We start from the raw sequence: 16,091 nt of genomic DNA, 5'->3' as shown, positions 1-16,091 counted from the left end.
GGGAGGCGAGAATGTCACAGTTCCTCAACAGTAAGGAAAACGCGGTCACCGAAGCAATCGACGGCCTTCTGGCCGCATCCGGCGGCGCGCTCAGCCGCCTCGACGGATATCCGCATATCCGCGTCGTCGTCCGTTCGGATTGGGACAGGAGCAAGGTGGCGATCGTCTCCGGCGGCGGCTCGGGCCACGAGCCGGCGCATGCCGGTTTCGTCGGCAAGGGAATGCTGACCGCCGCCGTCTGCGGCGACGTCTTTGCCTCCCCGAGCGTGGACGCGATCCTCGCCGGCATCCTGGCCGTCACCGGACCGGCCGGCTGCCTGCTGATCGTCAAGAACTATACCGGCGACCGCCTTAATTTCGGTCTCGCCGCCGAACGCGCACGCGCCTTTGGCCTGAACGTCAGCATGGTCATCGTGGACGATGACATCGCATTGCCGGATCTTCCGCAGTCCCGCGGCGTGGCAGGAACCCTGTTCGTTCACAAGATCGCGGGTGCGCTCGCCGAGAGCGGCGCCGATCTCGAGGCGGTGACCAAAGCCGCGCGCCGGGTGATCGAAAACACCAGCTCGATCGGCATGTCGCTCGATACGTGCACGGTGCCGGGCTCACCGAAGGAAAGCCGAATTCCGGACGGTCACGCCGAGCTCGGGCTCGGCATTCACGGTGAAGCCGGTGCCGAACAGGTCGAATATTCAGGTGCGAAGGGCGCGGTCGCCGCGATGGTCGAGCGTCTTGCGCCGTCGATGGACGATCGATCGCACGTCGTCCTCGTGAACAACCTCGGCGGCACGTCCGTCCTGGAAATGTCGGTCGTCGTTCACGAACTCCTCCAATCCGCCATCGCGGGCAGGATTTCGCACATCGTCGGACCGGCGCCGATGATGACATCGCTCGACATGCAGGGATTTTCGATCTCGGCCTTCCCGGCCGGCAAGGCGGAACTGGAACTTCTTTCCAAGCCCGTTGAACTTGCGGCATGGCCGGGCGTGACCGCCGTCAAACCCGTTGCCGTGCTTTCGCTGCCGGACGGGCTGACGCCGATCGCCCCGCTTGCATCAAGACACGAACCCACCCGCCAGTTCCTGACGGATTGCTGCACGCTTCTCATAGGCGCCGAGAAGGATTTGAATGCACTCGACGCGAAGTCAGGCGACGGCGATACCGGTTCGACCTTGGCCGGTGCCGCCCGCGCACTCATCGAGGCGCTCGATCGCCTCCCCCTCTCCGACCACACCCAGCTTTTCCGGGCCATGGGGCAGGAACTCAGCCAGACCATGGGCGGCTCCTCGGGTGTGCTTCTCGCGATCTTCTTTGCCGCAGCCGGAGATGGCGCATCGAGCGGGCTCAGCATTCGCGAAGCCCTGAAGGCGGGCCTCTCCCGAATGCAGGAGATCGGCGGCGCGCGTCTGGGCGATCGGACGATGGTCGATGCTCTCTCGCCGGCGCTCGACGCCCTCGACGTAGGCTTTGCCGCGGCTGCAGAAGCGGCGCGCGCCGGCGCGGACCTCACCGCCACGCTCGTTCACGCAAAAGCCGGACGCGCTGCCTACATCAACGCCAAGCAACTCGAAGGCCATACCGATCCCGGTGCGGAAGCTGTCGCGCGGCTCTTCGAATACCTGGCTCTCCGCCGCGATGAAGCGGGAGAGACCGGCAGGCGCGTCACGGGCTGAATGTCGATAATGATCTCGGCGATCGATATGAAGCGCTACTAACCTTAACGAGGAGAAACCGGCGACTGCGCAATGAAAGCGGCCGCCGCATCGCGATGCGCTTCGGGCAGGCAGCCGAGCGCCACGAGTGAGGCTCTCACCGCCTCATCGATCGGTGTGCGCGGCTCCTTGCCGAGTTCGGCCACAAGCTTGGCGTTGCTCATCCTGAGCGGCACCTTCCAGAGATAGCGCATCTCCTTGATCTCCCGCATGATGGGCATAAAGGGCGCAGCAAGCGGTACGATCCACCACGGGAAGCCGCCGATCTTCGCCTTGCCGCCGGAAACGCGCTTGATCGCTTCCGCCATCTGCATGCCATCCGCATCCCAGAAGCCATCCATATGATAGACGGCAAAGGGCGGCAGCCGATCGGCCCGCTCGATGAGCTGGGCGATGGTTTCCGCCATGTCGGGCAGGTAGGTCCACTGATGGCCGACGCCGCGCCGTCCCGGATTCTTGATCGTGCCGACCGGCTCGCCCGGCGTCACCAAGCCCGATGAGAACCAGCTATTGGCCGTTGCGCCCGGACCGAAGAAATCACCGGCCCGGACGATAATGGCGCCGATGCCGAATTGCGATGCAGCCTTCAGCCGCTTCTCCATCTCGACGCGGATTGCTCCCTTCCTGGTCACCGGATGCTGCGGGCTTTCCTCAGTCGGCGCCGGCAGGGCATCGGGACCGAAATTATAGACGTTGCCCGGCAGTGCGATGCGCGCACCGACGACACGAGCAGCGGCGATCGTATTGTCGAGCATCGGCAGGACCAGCCTTTCCCAGTCGCGATAGCCGGGCGGATTGACGGCGTGGACGATCAGGCCGACACCTTCGGCAGCCCTCAGCACGTCGCCGGCATTCATCGCGTCGCCCTGCACCCATTCGAATGCCGGCTCGTTCCGTGATGCCTTGGCGGCATCACGGTTGAGCGCCCGGATGCGCCAGCCGCGCACCAGAAGCTTGCGCGCGACCGCGCCGCCGATACCGCCCGTCGCACCGAGCACCAGTGCCGTCGTCTTCATCTCTCCATTCATCACAATCATCTCCTTCGATTGCATGAGATGACTATGCCCCTGACTTCAGATAAACGAAATTGACGAAATAATTGCATCAGCTATACAAAAATATATGATGATCGAACCAAGCTGGGATTTCTACCGCAGTTTCCTGACCGTGCTCCAGCAAGGGTCGCTTTCGGCCGCCGCGCGCGAATTGGGGCTGACCCAGCCGACGATCGGCCGCCACGTCGACGCTCTGGAACAGGCGATCGGCGCCGAGCTTTTCATCCGGTCGCCGAACGGCCTCGTGCCGACCGACGCCGCCCACGCGCTGAAACCCTATGCAGAAACGCTGGCGGCAACCGCCGCCGCGCTTTTACGCACCGCATCCGGCGAGCGCGAGAGGGTGGCGGGAACGGTCAGGGTCAGCGCTAGTGAAGTCGTCGCCGTCGAGATCCTGCCGGGCATTCTCGGCCCGCTGCAGGAAACCTATCCGGAACTCCAAATCGAGCTCTCGGCATCGGATATGATCGAGGATTTGGTGAACCGCGAGGCCGATATCGCCGTGCGCATGGCCGAACCGCAGCAGGATGCGCTCGTCGTGCGCCGCATCGGCGACATCGCGATCGGCTTCCACGCCCACCGCCGCTATCTCGAACGGCACGGCATTCCGCAAACCATGGCGGACCTCGCCAACCACCGGCTCATCGGCTTCGACCGGCAGACGGCCTATGTCCGGATGGTGATGAAACGCTATCCGGCGCCTGAAGGCATCAAATTCTCCTACAGGACCGACAGCAATCTCGCTCAACTCTCCGCAATCCGCGCCGGCGTCGGCATCGGTCTCTGCCAGATCGGACTGGCACGGGAAAATCCCGACCTCGTGCATGTCCTGCCCGATGCGTTCGAGATTCCGCTCGGTACATGGGTGGTCATGCATGAGAGCCTGAAGACCTCGCCGCGCTGCCGCGCCACGTTTGACGCGCTGGTCAAGGGCCTCCGGGCGTACCATCGTTATTCCACCGGCACGTAAGCAGAAAAACGAGATCGATTTTCAGCGAGAATCATGGGCAATCTCGCATCGCAGGGAGATGACGATGCACAAGCCGGTTGAACTCGTGAGCTATGACAGGGAATGGCCGGAGGCTTTCCAGCGCATCCGCGGCAGGCTGCTCGCCTTGCTGCCGCAGGCGCTCTCCATCGATCACGTCGGCAGCACCGCCATACCAGGAATGACCGCCAAGCCGCTCGTCGATATCGACATCGTTCTTCCCGGTCTCGAGCATATCGAGCCTGCGACGCAGGTGCTCCTCTCGGAAAACTACGAGCCGCGCGGCAACCGCTACGATGACGAGGTTTGGGCGTTCCTGTCGAGAGATAGGGTGCCGGCGGAACGAGTCTACCTCTGCCCGGCCGGCAACGGCACGCATCGAAACAGGCTGGCTTTCCGGGATTATCTCATCGCGCATCCGGAGGCGGCGGCCGATTATGCCGCGCTCAAACACAGGCTGGCGGCCGAATTCAGAATGGACGGCGATCGCTATACCGCTGAGAAACGCGAATTCGTCGACACGATCGTCACACGGGCATTGAGAAGCTAGGATTGACGTCCAGCGCTGTGCGAGGCTCCGGCCGCACGCTCCTGCCATAAGCCGTCGACCACCTCGGTTTCCGGCCGATCGCCGCCCTCGGCATATTCCTCATGCCATTTGCCGTTTTCGTCCTGCCAGCTGATCTCGGCGGAATCGCCGCCGACCTGCTGTTCGGCCGCGACGATGCGCGCAGCTTCGAGCGCCTCGGCATGGCTCGGGAATGCCTCGGAGTAGACGCCTCCCAGCCTGTAGGCCCAGCCGCCGTCATGCGGCACGACTTCATAGACCACCTTGATCATGCATCCGTCTCCTCATCTTCTTGTTGCGCATTCGCACATTTCCGGACTGGGTCCGGATCATCGCGGCCGCGTGACGAGAATTCGAGGACGCCGCGATCTGCTTTCCGGCCCCGATGGCGTTCAGTATTCCATTAAACGCGGAAGACTGCAAATAGCAGAGCGCCACTGTGCGCTTCCCATCCGAAATCAGTGACTTAGTTAAAAGGCGTGAATCGGAACGGGAGTTGAGACTTGGGCATCGCGTCACGCCTCAAAGAGGAGAAGTTTCTGGTCACCGCGCTCGTCGTCGCGGTGATCGCCTATCTTCTGGAACACACGGTTATCGAGATGGGGCGCGGCTTGGCGCTCATCGCCGCCGCCGCCTTGGTCGCCACCATCGTACTCGCCTCGATCCGCGTGGCCCATCATGCCGAACTGCTGGCCGTGAAAGTCGGCGATCCCTACGGCACGATGATCCTGACACTTTCGGCCGTCGCCGTCGAAGCCATGATTCTCGCCATCATGATGAGCGGCGAGAGTTCTCCGACGCTCGTGCGCGATACGATCTATTCGGCCCTGATGCTCGATATCAACGGCATCCTAGGCCTTGCAGCCCTCCTCGGCGGCCTCAAGCACGGAGAGCAGCCCTACAACGACAATTCGGGCAAGACCTACGGCGTGATGATCCTCACCGCCATGGGCATTTCGATGGTCGTACCGGAATTCGTGCCGAGCGATAAGTGGCACTATTATTCTGTTTTCACCATCGTCGCGATGATCGCTCTCTACGGCCTCTTCCTGCGCATGCAGGTCGGCCAGCACAGCTATTTCTTCAGCTACAGCTATCCGCGCTCCGAGCGGAAGACGGAAGGCCACGGCGAACACGCAGCCAATGAGTCAGCCGCTGTCTCGATCGCCACCATTCTCGCCGGCGTCGTCATCATCGGCCTGCTGGCCGAGTTCATGTCGGCCTTCATGACCGAGGGCCTGCGCGACAGCGGCGCGCCGATCGCGGTGACGGCCGTCGTCGTCGCGGCGATTTCGGCCGCGCCCGAGATCTTGACCGCCTTGCGGGCGGCGCTCAAGAACCGGATGCAGGCGACCGTCAACATCGCCATGGGCGCCTCGCTTTCCACCGTCATCCTGACGGTGCCCGTCATGGAGGCGATCGCGCTCTATACCGGCCAGCCCCTCATCATGGCGATGACCCCGGTGCAGACGGTAATGGTGACGATCACCTTGATTGCCGCCGCAATCAACCTCAACGACGGCGAGACCAACGCCATCGAGGGCATGACGCATTTCATCCTTTTCGCCACTTTCGTCATGCTGACGGCGCTGGGGCTCTGAGCGCTCCCTTCCCCGCGGAGAAACGGAAAGAACAAGCTGTTTAGGCGGGCTGCTGCGCGAAGAGCAGGCGTTCGCGGGCTGCGAACCATTCCTCGGCGTAATCGTCGTTCTTGTATTCCTCGAAATACGGCCCGCCATCGGTGAAATGGACGTTCTTGGCGTCTTCGCGGTAATCGTATTCATTGACGAGGTAATTCCACGTCACCGGCAATTCGCCGATGAGGTCTTCATTCTCCAGCCATTTGAACTGATGCAGTTGCAGCCCGGTCGCGGTATTGACGTAGTCGGGCGTCAGCGCGCGACATTCCTCATTGTTGAAGAGGATGAAGCTCGACCAGTTCTTCTTTTCGTACTTGGTCTGTGTCTGGCCGAGGAACTTGGTGTCGATCTTCGGCTGGTAATCGTGTTTGACGCACATGACGGCGTAACGGTCGTCGCGCAATGCCCAAAGCTCGGCGATATCGGCACGCATCAGCATGTCGCAATCCATGAAGATGCTCCACCCCTCGTAACCGCTGAGATAGGGCGTCAGGAAACGCGAGAAGGAGAACTCCGTGGATTGCAGCGCGTTGCGCTGGCGGGTGAAAATCCCGCCAAGATTGGAAAGCGCAATGGGTGAGAACTCGATCGGGATCGACGACTTCTCGATGATGCTCTGCACAAGAACGTGGTAGGCGACCACTTCCCTGGAATCGAATCCCACGAAAATTCGCACGTTCTGTTGCTCCATTGTCCACCTTGATCGCCAGTATATTGATTGGTATCGGAAACAGCTTTCTTGGCCACCCACGTCTGTTGGCAACGGCCTGCGACAGTCATCCCTTCGACTTTTCGAGAAAACGCTGCTTGCGGGTTTTCGGTTTGAACCGCCGAAAGAAATTATCGACGGCGCGGATGAATTTGGTGACGGACATCAGCCTGTCGATCTGGCTGTTCGTATTGTCGAGCCGCTCCGACAAGACCTCTGCCGCCGTCATCGCGATCTCGATCGGCGGCACCTCAGGAAACCGTTTGGCGAGTGCCGAATAGGGGCTGGCATCGACCCCGCCCATCATCGAGATCGAACCCATACGCGCAAAAAGACGCAGGAAAATCTGCTCGAACGTCCAATCGTGCACGTCGAACACCTTCCACTTCTCGCTCCGCTTCGCCGAAAAGCCGGCAAGCAGGATCTTGCCCGGCAATTGCAAATCGGCAAGCCACAAAGCTACCGCAAAGCCGCTCGTCGCGATCTTGCCGATCGGATAGAGATCGGCGAGCATTTGCGTCAGATCGAGGTGACGGGCCTTGGCGCCTTCGAAGCAGCTCTTCTCACTGAGATTTTCCTCGACGGAGACCCGGATGTTGACGACGCCGAGGAAATCATCGCCGCCAAAGAAGCGCAAGACATCCGCCGCCTCGCGCCGGTGGACGATATGGGCGCCCATCACGTCGCTGCGGGCAACAAGAATGCAATGGCCGACGAAGGGTTCGTCGAGCACCTTGTAGACCTTGTTGAAGAAGACGTAGAGCGCCGTCTCCGGCAATTCGCTCCGCAGCCGTTCGAGATCGACCGCCTCGCTGTTTGCTACCAGTACGATGTGGGAATAGCCCGACAACAGCGCCTTCCACGCTTCCGGCGTCAGGAAATCGAAGCGGCCGTCCGAAGCGGTTATAGCCTTGTTATCGCTGGGAATTGCTTCCATATCGCCTCACATGCACTTTCCAAGGACGATGCGCTCGGCCCGCCTCACTAGCTGTTGCTGAAATAGGCGCGCATCCGTGCAAGCCGCGTCAGCCCGCCGATCTGCTTTCCCACATGCGAGAGGAAGCCCGCCACCCGGCCCGTCATCGACGGCTGCCTGCAGAAGGAGGCCCAAGGCGTGTCGCGGAGATCCTCGGCATAACGTTTGGCCATCCGCCGGTGTACCCAGGGAACGGTCGCCTGCCACGGCTTCTTGCGGCCGGTGAAATGGAAGATGGCCGGCCCGTCGATGAAGGGCAGCAGGCCCGTCTGCGTATTCCAGCGCGGATCGAGCACCAGCCAGTCGCGGTCGAACGTGACGTTCAGCGCATCCTGGTCGTTGTTCTCGAACAGATGCGACCGCTCCTCGAAGATGTCCCGGGTCCTGGCGAAAAGCCCCTTCGCCCGGCAGACCGACCAATCGAACAGCAGCACGCCGGCATTGAAGTAGCGGCCGCCCTCGCCCATGCCGATCTTGCGCTGCCGCGCGCCAGATTTCTCGGGAAAGGCCATGACATAGTCGTCGACGGCGGCAAGCGCCTTGCCCTGAAAATCAAGGGTGAAGAGCTCGTCGACGGGCGCAACCGCCAGCACGTCGGCATCGAGATAAAGCAGGCGCTCGATATTGTCGGGTATATCCCGATCCATATAGAGCCGCGCCAGCGTGGCGGCGGACCAGCGGCCCCGCGCCTGGAGGCCGCTATCGGGCGTCTTATAGGGCAGCACCCTGATCGCCATACCGTGAAGCCGCCCAAAATGATCGACCTCGGCGACCTCGTTCGGCTTGAGGTCGATGCCGAGAAGCAGGAACTCGACACCGGCATTCGTAAGATTGCGCTTGACGGAAAGCAGGGTGCAGCAGGCGGCCGGCAGCATGTTAACGTCAGAACATACGATGACGGCACTCTGCTGCAAAATCCGGCCCCCCGAAGCGGCAATTGAACTTGATGCCGGATATCTAGTTGGTTTGGCGTCCGCCCGCAACCGCTGACCACCCTTCCCAGCGGCACTCGCCCTCACGTTTTGAATCGGAATTCAACGACTTGCGAGGCGAAGCGGATTCAATGCGGCAACGCGTTGAATCGGGATGTGAGCTATAGTCGCAGCGCCAGCGGATGATCGATGAGCAGCCGGTCGACCGTGGCAAGCTGCAAGCCTTCGACCTTGCACTGCGCCAGCAGCAGCCGATCAAAGGGATCGCGCGTCTCCGGCTCGGGGTCGGCGGCAGTGATGACGTGAGGGACGTCGACGGGCAAAATCGTGAGCCCCGTCTCCCTGAGATAGGCGGGGATGGCCTCCAGGGGCAAGCCCGGCTGCAATTTACCAAGCCTCATCTTGATGGCAATTTCCCAGAGACTGGCGACACTGACGAAACCGCTGGTCGCATCATCAGAAAGCAGTTGCTCGACACGCGGAAACCGTTCCGTCAGCTTTCGTTGGGCAATGGCAATGACCATGTGCGTATCAAGCAGCACGCGCATGGTCACGGCAGCGGCTTCAGCAGGAAATCCTCCGGCAAGGGGTCGTCGAAGTCGTCGGCGATATACATCTCCGTCCTCGTAATACCCCTGGAGCGAAGATAGGCCTCACCGGCCTCCAGATCCAAACCGCCACGCTTCCGATGCGGCACGAGGTCGAATACCGGCCGGCCGTTCCTCGTCACGACAACGGTTTCCCCTGCCTCGACCTCGCGGGCAAGCTCGGTCAGGCGGTTCTTCGCATCGCGGATCGAAACGGTCTTCATGAGATCAAATGTAGCCACATGCAGCTACATCGTCAACGCCGCCGCAAGAAAAAAGGCCCGCCGTCGCCGGCAGGCCTTCAATCGACATTGCAGCAATCGACTTACTTGCAGGCGCCGCAGAAGCGCTGGATGCGGCGGCAGGCTTCCTCGAGCAGATCTTCCGACGTCGCATAGGAGATGCGGAAGTTCGGGCCGAGGCCGAAGGCCGAACCGTGAACGACGGCGACGCCTTCCGATTCCAGAAGCTCGGAAACGAAATCCTCATCCGTCTCGATGACCTTGCCCGACGGCGCCGTCTTGCCGATCAGGCCGGCGCAGGAGGGATAGACGTAGAAGGCGCCTTCCGGAACCGGGCAGACGATGCCCTTGGCCTGGTTCAGCATGGAGACGACGAGATCGCGGCGGCCTTCGAAGATTTTCTTGTTCGCCGGGATGAAGTCCTGGGTGCCGTTCAGCGCTTCGACAGCCGCCCACTGGGCGATCGACGTCGCACCCGAGGTCTGCTGGCCCTGGATCATGTCCATCGCCTTGATCAGCTGGATCGGGCCGGCCGCATAGCCGATACGCCAGCCGGTCATCGCATAGGCCTTGGAAACGCCGTTCATCGTCAGCGTGCGATCGTAGAGCTTCGGCTCGACTTCGACGGGCGTGACGAATTTGAAGTCGCCATAGGTCAGGTGCTCGTACATGTCGTCGGTCAGCACCCAGACATGCGGATGCTTCATCAGCACGTCGGTCAGCGCCTTCAGCTCGGCATGCGTATAGGCGGCACCCGTCGGGTTGGACGGCGAGTTGAAGATGAACCACTTCGTCTTCGGCGTGATCGCCTTTTCGAGATCGGCGGGCTGGAGCTTGAAATTATGCTCTTGGGTGGCCGAAACGAAAACCGGCGTGCCGCCGCAGAGCGCCACCATCTCCGGATAGGAAACCCAGTAAGGCGCCGGGACGACCACTTCGTCGCCGGGGTTCAGCGTCGCCATGAAGGCGTTGAACAGGATCTGCTTGCCGCCGGTGCCGACGATCGTCTGTTCCCAGGAATATTCCAGGCCGTTCTCGCGCTTGAACTTGGCGGCGATCGCCTTGCGCAGCTCAGGAATACCGGAAACCGGCGTGTACTTCGTCTCGCCGCGGTTGATCGCGTCGATGGCGGCCTTCTTGATATTCTCGGGCGTATCGAAATCCGGCTCGCCCGCGCCGAGGCCAATGACGTCGCGTCCTTTCGCTTTCAGCTCGCGCGCTTTCTGCGAAACGGCGATGGTGGCTGAAGGCTTCACACGGGAAAGAGCATCGGCAAGGAAGGCCATGATATCGGTCCTATTGGTTGAAACGGGCAGAAAGCCGGGACCGGAGTTCTGCGGTTAGCTCTATGTCCAATGTATGACGGCATTTCAAGGGCAAAGGCGTGATGGGGGCAATGATTCTTATTGATCGTTTCGCCGCACCGGCGAGCCGGCCCGCCATCCCTTCCGCCAAGGCTTGCGGCGCACAGTCCAGACGCTCCGCACGACTCGAGGGATTAGGTCACTAACCAATCTGGGCGAATTGCTTTTCAAGGCGTTGTTGATGAACTGCCGTCATGACAAAGCCGCCTCGCAAGTCTTCCCAGCCGCTGCTCAGGAATACCGAAGCACCGCTCTCTGCAGCCGGCCGCACCGAAGGCGAGAGCCCGCTCAGCCTCGCGCCGCGTCGGGCATCACTCCCCGAATTGAACCAGATCGAAGGCCGGCAATATCAGCAGCAGACGACCGGCCGCGACATGGCTCGCCGCAGCTACCTGAACCTCGACACGGCGATTCTGCTGGGGATCCTGGTCATTGCGATCGTCTTCAGGTTCCACAGGATCACCTTGCCGCTGGTCGACGGCTTCAGCTGGCGCGAGATAAGCACCGCGATGATGGCCGACAATTTCCAGCAGCGCAGCTGGAACATCTTCTTTCCGGAGGTCAGCTGGACCGGCCCAGGCCCAAGCTATCAGGGCCGTGAGTTCCAGATCGTCAGCTATCTCACCGCCCTGCTCTACCAGCTGTTCGGCTGGCACGACTGGTTCGGCCGCGTGGTTGCGGCCTTTTTCGGTCTGGTGACGGTGTTTTCGCTGCACAGGCTGACGGCGCTGTGCTGGGGCGAGATACATGCCCATGCGGCGGCACTGGCCTACGCGCTGATGCCGGCGGCGATCATGATCGACAGCTCGTTTCTTCCCGATCCGGCGATGCTGGCCCTGGTGACGCTCGGCGTCTGGCTGTTCACCAAATATTGGGCCGGCGGCAGCGGCTGGCTCTTGCCGCTCGCCACGGCCAGCTTCACGCTCGGCGCGCTGTCGAAGCCGCCAGGCCTCGCGGCCGGCGCGGTCATCTTCTATCTGATGGTCTGCTGGATTCAGGAAAATAAGCGAAAGCAGGCGACCGGGGTCTTCCTGTGGGGGCTTTTGAGTCTGGCCATCATCGGAGCTTACTTCGGCTGGGCGATTTATCTCGGCAGCAGCTATCCGCCGTTTCATATCGCCGGCACCGGCGGCTATATCTGGGATTACGGCTTCTGGACATACGTCAAGGACAGGTTTTACGTCCAATCCGCATGGAACACCTCGGTCCTGTGGTTCTACGGCTATCCGTTCATGATACTGTTCGCGGTCGGCTTGTGGATACCGCTGAGGCCCGCCGAAAACCCCAGGCAACGCATCCTTTCGGCCATTCCCTACGTGTGGCTGGCTGCGGCCGTGGTGCTCTATCTGGCGGCGGCGGGCGAGATCACCGGCAATGTGTGGAACTTCCACATCTTCCATGTGCCGGCCGCCATGTTTTGCGGCCACGGCGCGCTCCTTCTTGCAACGCTTTCATCGAGAACCGTTCTGACGCCGGCGGTGGTGCTCCGCGCGATCTGCATCGCGGCCATCGCGCTTTCCTGGTCGAGCCTTCCCCTCGTCAGGACGATGAAGAAGCCGATCGCCATGAAGGGCAAGCTGCTTGGCGAGGAACTGGCGCGGTTGGCGCAACCGGGAGACCTCGTCGTCACCATCGCCCCCGAGGTCGGCGATCCCGTCTCGGTCTATTACAGCAGGGCGCGCGGATGGGTGTTCCCGCCCGGCGGAGGCGATGCCGAATGGTCGAAATTCGTCGCCGATGACGCCACCGCGATCGCGCAGCTCGAGGACCTGCGCGCCCAAGGCGCGGATCTGTTCGGCGTGGCCAAGAACGCCACCGACAAGCAGGACCTGCGGTTCGTCGAGCATCACGATGGTGTCATCGGCCATCTCGACAAGACTGCAACGAAGCTCGTTGATTCGGATGATCTGCTCGTCTACAGGATCACCCGCCCCTGAGAGCCGACAGCATCACGCCCGGCACTTTCACAATGACGGCGATCACGTTTTTCGTCTTTTGAAATCAGAGAGATCGTCGGATTTCGTCATCGCCACGAATAAGCCGCAACAAATGCCGCACGCCGCCTTAATTCGGTCGCGAGCGTGCCGAGATCGAAGCCGCATCATTCCCTCATCCAAAATTGGTTATTGAGGGTAGGCCAATGTTTCTGGAAGATGAGTTCGCCATCGGGCGCATGCGCATGCGCCGGATCTCCATGTCATGTCTTGTCGCCGTCACCGCCTTTGTCGCCTGCATCACGGCGATGCTGGGGCTCGCCTCCGCCGTCCGCGCCGAGACGCGGCAGGCATCCGGCCAGCTCGCGGCCATCGTCCGGCCGAACGACGTCAACAGCGGTTCGCTGCTCTTCCCGTCGAAGGAGCCGGGCTTCTATGTCGAGGCGCCGCGGCTGAAGACCGACGTCGCAATCGATGTTTCCGGCCCGATCGCCAGGGTGAAGGTAACGCAACGCTTCCAAAACCCGAGCCAGGGCTGGGTCGAGGGCACCTATGTCTTCCCGCTGCCGGACAATTCCGCCGTCGACGCGCTGAAGATGCAGATCGGCGAGCGCTTCATCGAAGGCCAGATCAAGCCGCGCCAGGAGGCCCGCGAGATCTATGAACAGGCCAAGGCCGAGGGCAAGAAGACGGCGCTGCTCGAACAGCAGCGGCCGAACATCTTCACCAACCAGGTCGCCAATATCGGCCCCGGCGAAGAGATCGTCGTGCAGATCGAATATCAGCAGACCATCCACCAGTCCGGCGGCGAATTCTCGCTGCGTTTCCCGATGGTCGTCGCCCCGCGCTACAATCCGGCGCCGATCGTCCAGACCGTCGAATTCAACAATGGCGCCGGCTTCGCGACACCGTCCGACCCGGTGGAAAATCGTGAGAAGATCGAAGCCCCGGTGCTCGATCCCAGCGAGAATGCCAAAATCAATCCGATCTCGCTGACCGTCAATCTCAAGGCCGGCTTCCCGCTCGGTGACGTGAAGTCGTCCTTCCACGCGGTCGATATCCGGCAGGATGGCGACCAGGCGAGGACGATCAGCCTGAAGGGCGATGCCGTTCCCGCCGACAAGGATTTCGAGCTCACCTGGAAGGCAGTTCCCGGCAAGATGCCGAGCGCCGGCCTCTTCCGCGAAGTCATCGATGGCAAGACTTATCTGCTCGCCTTCGTCACCCCGCCCACGGCGCCGGATACGGCAGCGCCGCCGGCAAAACGCGAAGTGGTCTTCGTCATCGACAATTCCGGCTCCATGTCCGGCCAGTCGATCGAGCAGGCAAGGCAGAGCCTGGCGCTCGCCATCTCCAGGCTGAACCCCGGCGACCGCTTCAACGTCATCCGTTTCGACGACACGATGACCGATTATTTCAACGGTCTCGTCGCCGCCACGCCCGATAATCGCGAAAAGGCCATCGCTTACGTCAGAGGCCTCACCGCCGATGGCGGCACTGAAATGCTGCCTGCCCTTGAGGATGCGCTGCGCAACCAGGGGCCGGTCGCAAGCGGAGCGCTGCGCCAGGTCGTCTTCCTGACGGATGGTGCAATCGGCAACGAACAGCAGCTCTTCCAGGAAATTACCGCGAACCGCGGCGATGCCCGCGTCTTCACCGTCGGCATCGGCTCGGCGCCGAATACCTATTTCATGACCAAGGCCGCCGAAATCGGCCGTGGCACATTCACCCAGATCGGCTCGACCGACCAGGTGGCAAGCCGCATGGGCGAACTCTTCGCCAAGCTGCAGAACCCCGCCATGACCGATATCGCCGCGACCTTCGAGGGCATCGAAGCCGAGGATATCACGCCGAATCCGATGCCCGACCTCTATAGCGGCGAGCCCGTCGTGCTGACGGCGGAACTGCCGCAGGATAAGCCCGCCGGCAAGCTTGAAATCGTCGGCAAGACGGGCGATCAGCCCTGGCGGGTCGAGATGGATATCGCCAATGCCGCCGATGGCAATGGCATTTCCAAGCTTTGGGCGCGGCGCAAGATCGACGATTTCGAAGCCCGCGCCTACGAGCGCCAGGACCCCGCCGCGCGCGACAAGGACATCGAGACGGTAGCGCTTGCCCACCACCTCGTCTCGCGCGTCACCAGTCTCGTCGCCGTCGACGTCACCCCGTCGCGGCCGGCAAACGAGCCGCTCGGCTCGGCGAGGCTCCCGCTCAACCTGCCCGAGGGTTGGGACTTCGGAAAGGTCTTCGGCGAAAATGCTGTCTCGCCCGACGGTGTAGAGCGCCACGGCGCGGTCACGCCTGCTGGAAGCGCTGAACAGCAACAGACCGCGGCCGCATCGCCCGGGATCGCCAGCATGATGGCGGCGGCGCCGACGGCCAAAGCCGCCACGCTGATCGCGCAGAAGAGCTCGACCGTGAACCTGCCGCAGACGGCGACACGCGCCGACGAGCAGATCATGCGCGGTCTCACCATGCTGCTCCTGGCGCTGGCGGGTGCAAGCGGGCTCGCCGTCTGGCGCCGCCGCATCAAGAGTATCGTCACGGTAGGAGCCAAGCGCAATGGCCTCTAGCCTCGCCGGCAACAGCAACGAGGAGGCGGCTGAATTCGAGCCGCTTCCGACCTATCTGGAACTCGCCATGGCCGCCGCCACGGCCCATGACGCACCGAGGGCGCGGAAGAAAAAGGGCTTCTTCCTCTGGCGTCTTTCGCCGATCGAAAAGGCGATCGCCTTTGCCATATCAGGCCTTGCCCTCTACGGCCTGGCGCTGATCGGCGACGGCTTCCTGCTGAAGGGCAAGGCGGAGCTCTCGCAGGTCCTGCTGAAACGCGCTTTCGCCGCCGAGCTGCGGGGCGAGGAGACGAAGCCCTGGCCGTGGGCCGATTTCACCACGGAGGCGAAGGTGCGCGCGCCGCGCCTCGGCAAGGAGGCGATCGTGCTCTCCGGCGCCTCCGGAGAGGCGCTCGCCTTCGGCCCGGCCTGGCTCGCCAACACACCGCAGCCGGGTGAAGAAGGCACCTCCGTCATCGCCGCCCATCGCGACACCCATTTCCGCTGGCTGCAATATATAAAGCCGGGCGATACGATCGAAGTCACCCGCCGCGATGGCAAGCTCTTGACCTTCAAGGCCGGCGAAGGCCGCATCGCCCCCTGGGATGCGAGCGGCATCGACCCCTCCTCCGACGGCCGCCGCCTGGTGCTGACCACGTGCTGGCCCTTCGATGCGACCGAACGCGGGCCGCTGCGCTACATCCTCGAAGCCGAACTGGTCGACGATCAGGCGACCGGCTCCGTTCAACCAGTAAACACAAAGCCGTTATTGCAGGCCGAGTGAGGGTTGAACCCATCCCCTGCCCGCTCCACGTTCCGCATGAGAGACGAC

15 protein-coding genes are annotated in these 16,091 nt (G+C 62.2%); 7 read left to right on the top strand and 8 right to left on the bottom strand.

Annotated elements, in window-relative coordinates; translation table 11 throughout:
* Positions 1–11: 11 nt before the first annotated feature.
* Positions 12–1,673: a dihydroxyacetone kinase subunit DhaK gene (locus ATY78_RS08805; RefSeq protein WP_088681965.1), complete on the top strand. Its 1,662-nt coding sequence runs from the start codon at positions 12–14 to the stop codon at positions 1,671–1,673.
* 44 nt (positions 1,674–1,717) lie between these two features.
* Here the strand turns inward: ATY78_RS08805 and ATY78_RS08800 are convergent, their stop codons facing one another.
* The gene (locus ATY78_RS08800; protein WP_088681984.1) at positions 1,718–2,740 is read right to left on the bottom strand and encodes an NAD-dependent epimerase/dehydratase family protein; all 1,023 of its coding nucleotides are present in this window, start codon (positions 2,738–2,740) and stop codon (positions 1,718–1,720) included.
* 94 nt (positions 2,741–2,834) lie between these two features.
* Between ATY78_RS08800 and ATY78_RS08795 the strand changes: the two genes are divergently transcribed.
* Positions 2,835–3,737, top strand: coding sequence for a LysR family transcriptional regulator (locus tag ATY78_RS08795; protein ID WP_088681964.1), 903 nt, complete (start codon positions 2,835–2,837; stop codon positions 3,735–3,737).
* Between the two features lie 58 nt (positions 3,738–3,795).
* A complete protein-coding gene (locus ATY78_RS08790) occupies positions 3,796–4,305 on the top strand; it encodes a GrpB family protein (RefSeq protein WP_088681963.1) in 510 nt (169 codons plus the stop codon).
* Here ATY78_RS08790 and ATY78_RS08785 read toward each other — a convergent pair.
* Positions 4,302–4,595 (bottom strand): DUF2188 domain-containing protein, encoded by a 294-nt coding sequence (locus tag ATY78_RS08785; RefSeq protein ID WP_088681962.1) that lies wholly within the window; start codon positions 4,593–4,595, stop codon positions 4,302–4,304. The two genes, ATY78_RS08790 and ATY78_RS08785, sit on opposite strands and share 4 nt — an antisense overlap.
* A 231-nt stretch (positions 4,596–4,826) precedes the next feature.
* On the opposite strand from ATY78_RS08785, the gene ATY78_RS08780 reads away from it, so the two are divergent.
* Positions 4,827–5,924: a calcium:proton antiporter gene (locus ATY78_RS08780; RefSeq protein WP_088681961.1), complete on the top strand. Its 1,098-nt coding sequence runs from the start codon at positions 4,827–4,829 to the stop codon at positions 5,922–5,924.
* A 40-nt stretch (positions 5,925–5,964) separates the two neighbouring features.
* Here ATY78_RS08780 and ATY78_RS08775 read toward each other — a convergent pair whose 3' ends face one another.
* The 6 genes from ATY78_RS08775 to ATY78_RS08750 form a co-directional block, all read right to left on the bottom strand.
* Positions 5,965–6,654, bottom strand: a complete 690-nt coding sequence (locus tag ATY78_RS08775) for a glycosyltransferase (protein ID WP_088681960.1) — start codon at positions 6,652–6,654, stop codon at positions 5,965–5,967.
* A gap of 85 nt (positions 6,655–6,739) precedes the next feature.
* Positions 6,740–7,609 (bottom strand): 3-deoxy-manno-octulosonate cytidylyltransferase, encoded by an 870-nt coding sequence (locus ATY78_RS08770; RefSeq protein ID WP_088681959.1) that lies wholly within the window; start codon positions 7,607–7,609, stop codon positions 6,740–6,742.
* A gap of 47 nt (positions 7,610–7,656) precedes the next feature.
* Entirely contained in the window at positions 7,657–8,562 is a 906-nt protein-coding gene (locus tag ATY78_RS08765; RefSeq protein ID WP_088681958.1) for a glycosyltransferase family 8 protein, read from the bottom strand.
* Between the two features lie 179 nt (positions 8,563–8,741).
* Entirely contained in the window at positions 8,742–9,128 is a 387-nt protein-coding gene (locus ATY78_RS08760; protein ID WP_088681957.1) for a type II toxin-antitoxin system VapC family toxin, read from the bottom strand.
* A 2-nt stretch (positions 9,129–9,130) separates the two neighbouring features.
* Positions 9,131–9,391 carry a type II toxin-antitoxin system prevent-host-death family antitoxin gene (locus ATY78_RS08755; RefSeq protein ID WP_088681956.1) on the bottom strand — a complete coding sequence of 87 codons (261 nt, stop codon included), beginning with the start codon at positions 9,389–9,391 and terminating at the stop codon, positions 9,131–9,133.
* 101 nt (positions 9,392–9,492) lie between these two features.
* Entirely contained in the window at positions 9,493–10,695 is a 1,203-nt protein-coding gene (locus tag ATY78_RS08750; protein WP_088681955.1) for a pyridoxal phosphate-dependent aminotransferase, read from the bottom strand.
* A gap of 272 nt (positions 10,696–10,967) precedes the next feature.
* Between ATY78_RS08750 and ATY78_RS08745 the strand changes: the two genes are divergently transcribed.
* The 3 genes from ATY78_RS08745 (at position 10,968) to ATY78_RS08735 (ending at position 16,043) form a co-directional block, all read left to right on the top strand.
* Positions 10,968–12,710 carry a glycosyltransferase family 39 protein gene (locus tag ATY78_RS08745; protein WP_088681954.1) on the top strand — a complete coding sequence of 581 codons (1,743 nt, stop codon included), beginning with the start codon at positions 10,968–10,970 and terminating at the stop codon, positions 12,708–12,710.
* Between the two features lie 203 nt (positions 12,711–12,913).
* Complete coding sequence (locus ATY78_RS08740; protein WP_088681953.1) at positions 12,914–15,280, top strand: marine proteobacterial sortase target protein; 2,367 nt, start codon at positions 12,914–12,916, stop codon at positions 15,278–15,280.
* The gene (locus tag ATY78_RS08735; protein ID WP_088681952.1) at positions 15,270–16,043 is read left to right on the top strand and encodes a class GN sortase; all 774 of its coding nucleotides are present in this window, start codon (positions 15,270–15,272) and stop codon (positions 16,041–16,043) included. The genes ATY78_RS08740 and ATY78_RS08735 overlap by 11 nt, the downstream gene beginning before the upstream one ends.
* Positions 16,044–16,091: the final 48 nt, after the last annotated feature.

Source organism: Rhizobium sp. R635, from assembly GCF_002211285.1.
Classification (GTDB): Bacteria; Pseudomonadota; Alphaproteobacteria; order Rhizobiales; family Rhizobiaceae; genus Rhizobium.
The sequence above is the reverse complement of the archived record's forward strand: the minus strand, read 5'-3'. Positions and strand labels throughout refer to the sequence as shown.

What these genes read in the sequence shown, in the direction of transcription:
- ATY78_RS08805 (WP_088681965.1), top strand. Translation starts at nt 12, where the DNA reads ATGTCACAGTTCCTCAACAGTAAGGAAAACGCGGTCACCGAAGCAATC.
- ATY78_RS08800 (WP_088681984.1), bottom strand. Translation starts at nt 2,740, where the DNA reads ATGAATGGAGAGATGAAGACGACGGCACTGGTGCTCGGTGCGACGGGC.
- ATY78_RS08795 (WP_088681964.1), top strand. Translation starts at nt 2,835, where the DNA reads ATGATGATCGAACCAAGCTGGGATTTCTACCGCAGTTTCCTGACCGTG.
- ATY78_RS08790 (WP_088681963.1), top strand. Translation starts at nt 3,796, where the DNA reads ATGACGATGCACAAGCCGGTTGAACTCGTGAGCTATGACAGGGAATGG.
- ATY78_RS08785 (WP_088681962.1), bottom strand. Translation starts at nt 4,595, where the DNA reads ATGATCAAGGTGGTCTATGAAGTCGTGCCGCATGACGGCGGCTGGGCC.
- ATY78_RS08775 (WP_088681960.1), bottom strand. Translation starts at nt 6,654, where the DNA reads ATGGAGCAACAGAACGTGCGAATTTTCGTGGGATTCGATTCCAGGGAA.
- ATY78_RS08770 (WP_088681959.1), bottom strand. Translation starts at nt 7,609, where the DNA reads ATGGAAGCAATTCCCAGCGATAACAAGGCTATAACCGCTTCGGACGGC.
- ATY78_RS08760 (WP_088681957.1), bottom strand. Translation starts at nt 9,128, where the DNA reads ATGCGCGTGCTGCTTGATACGCACATGGTCATTGCCATTGCCCAACGA.
- ATY78_RS08755 (WP_088681956.1), bottom strand. Translation starts at nt 9,391, where the DNA reads ATGAAGACCGTTTCGATCCGCGATGCGAAGAACCGCCTGACCGAGCTT.
- ATY78_RS08750 (WP_088681955.1), bottom strand. Translation starts at nt 10,695, where the DNA reads ATGGCCTTCCTTGCCGATGCTCTTTCCCGTGTGAAGCCTTCAGCCACC.
- ATY78_RS08745 (WP_088681954.1), top strand. Translation starts at nt 10,968, where the DNA reads ATGACAAAGCCGCCTCGCAAGTCTTCCCAGCCGCTGCTCAGGAATACC.
- ATY78_RS08740 (WP_088681953.1), top strand. Translation starts at nt 12,914, where the DNA reads ATGTTTCTGGAAGATGAGTTCGCCATCGGGCGCATGCGCATGCGCCGG.
- ATY78_RS08735 (WP_088681952.1), top strand. Translation starts at nt 15,270, where the DNA reads ATGGCCTCTAGCCTCGCCGGCAACAGCAACGAGGAGGCGGCTGAATTC.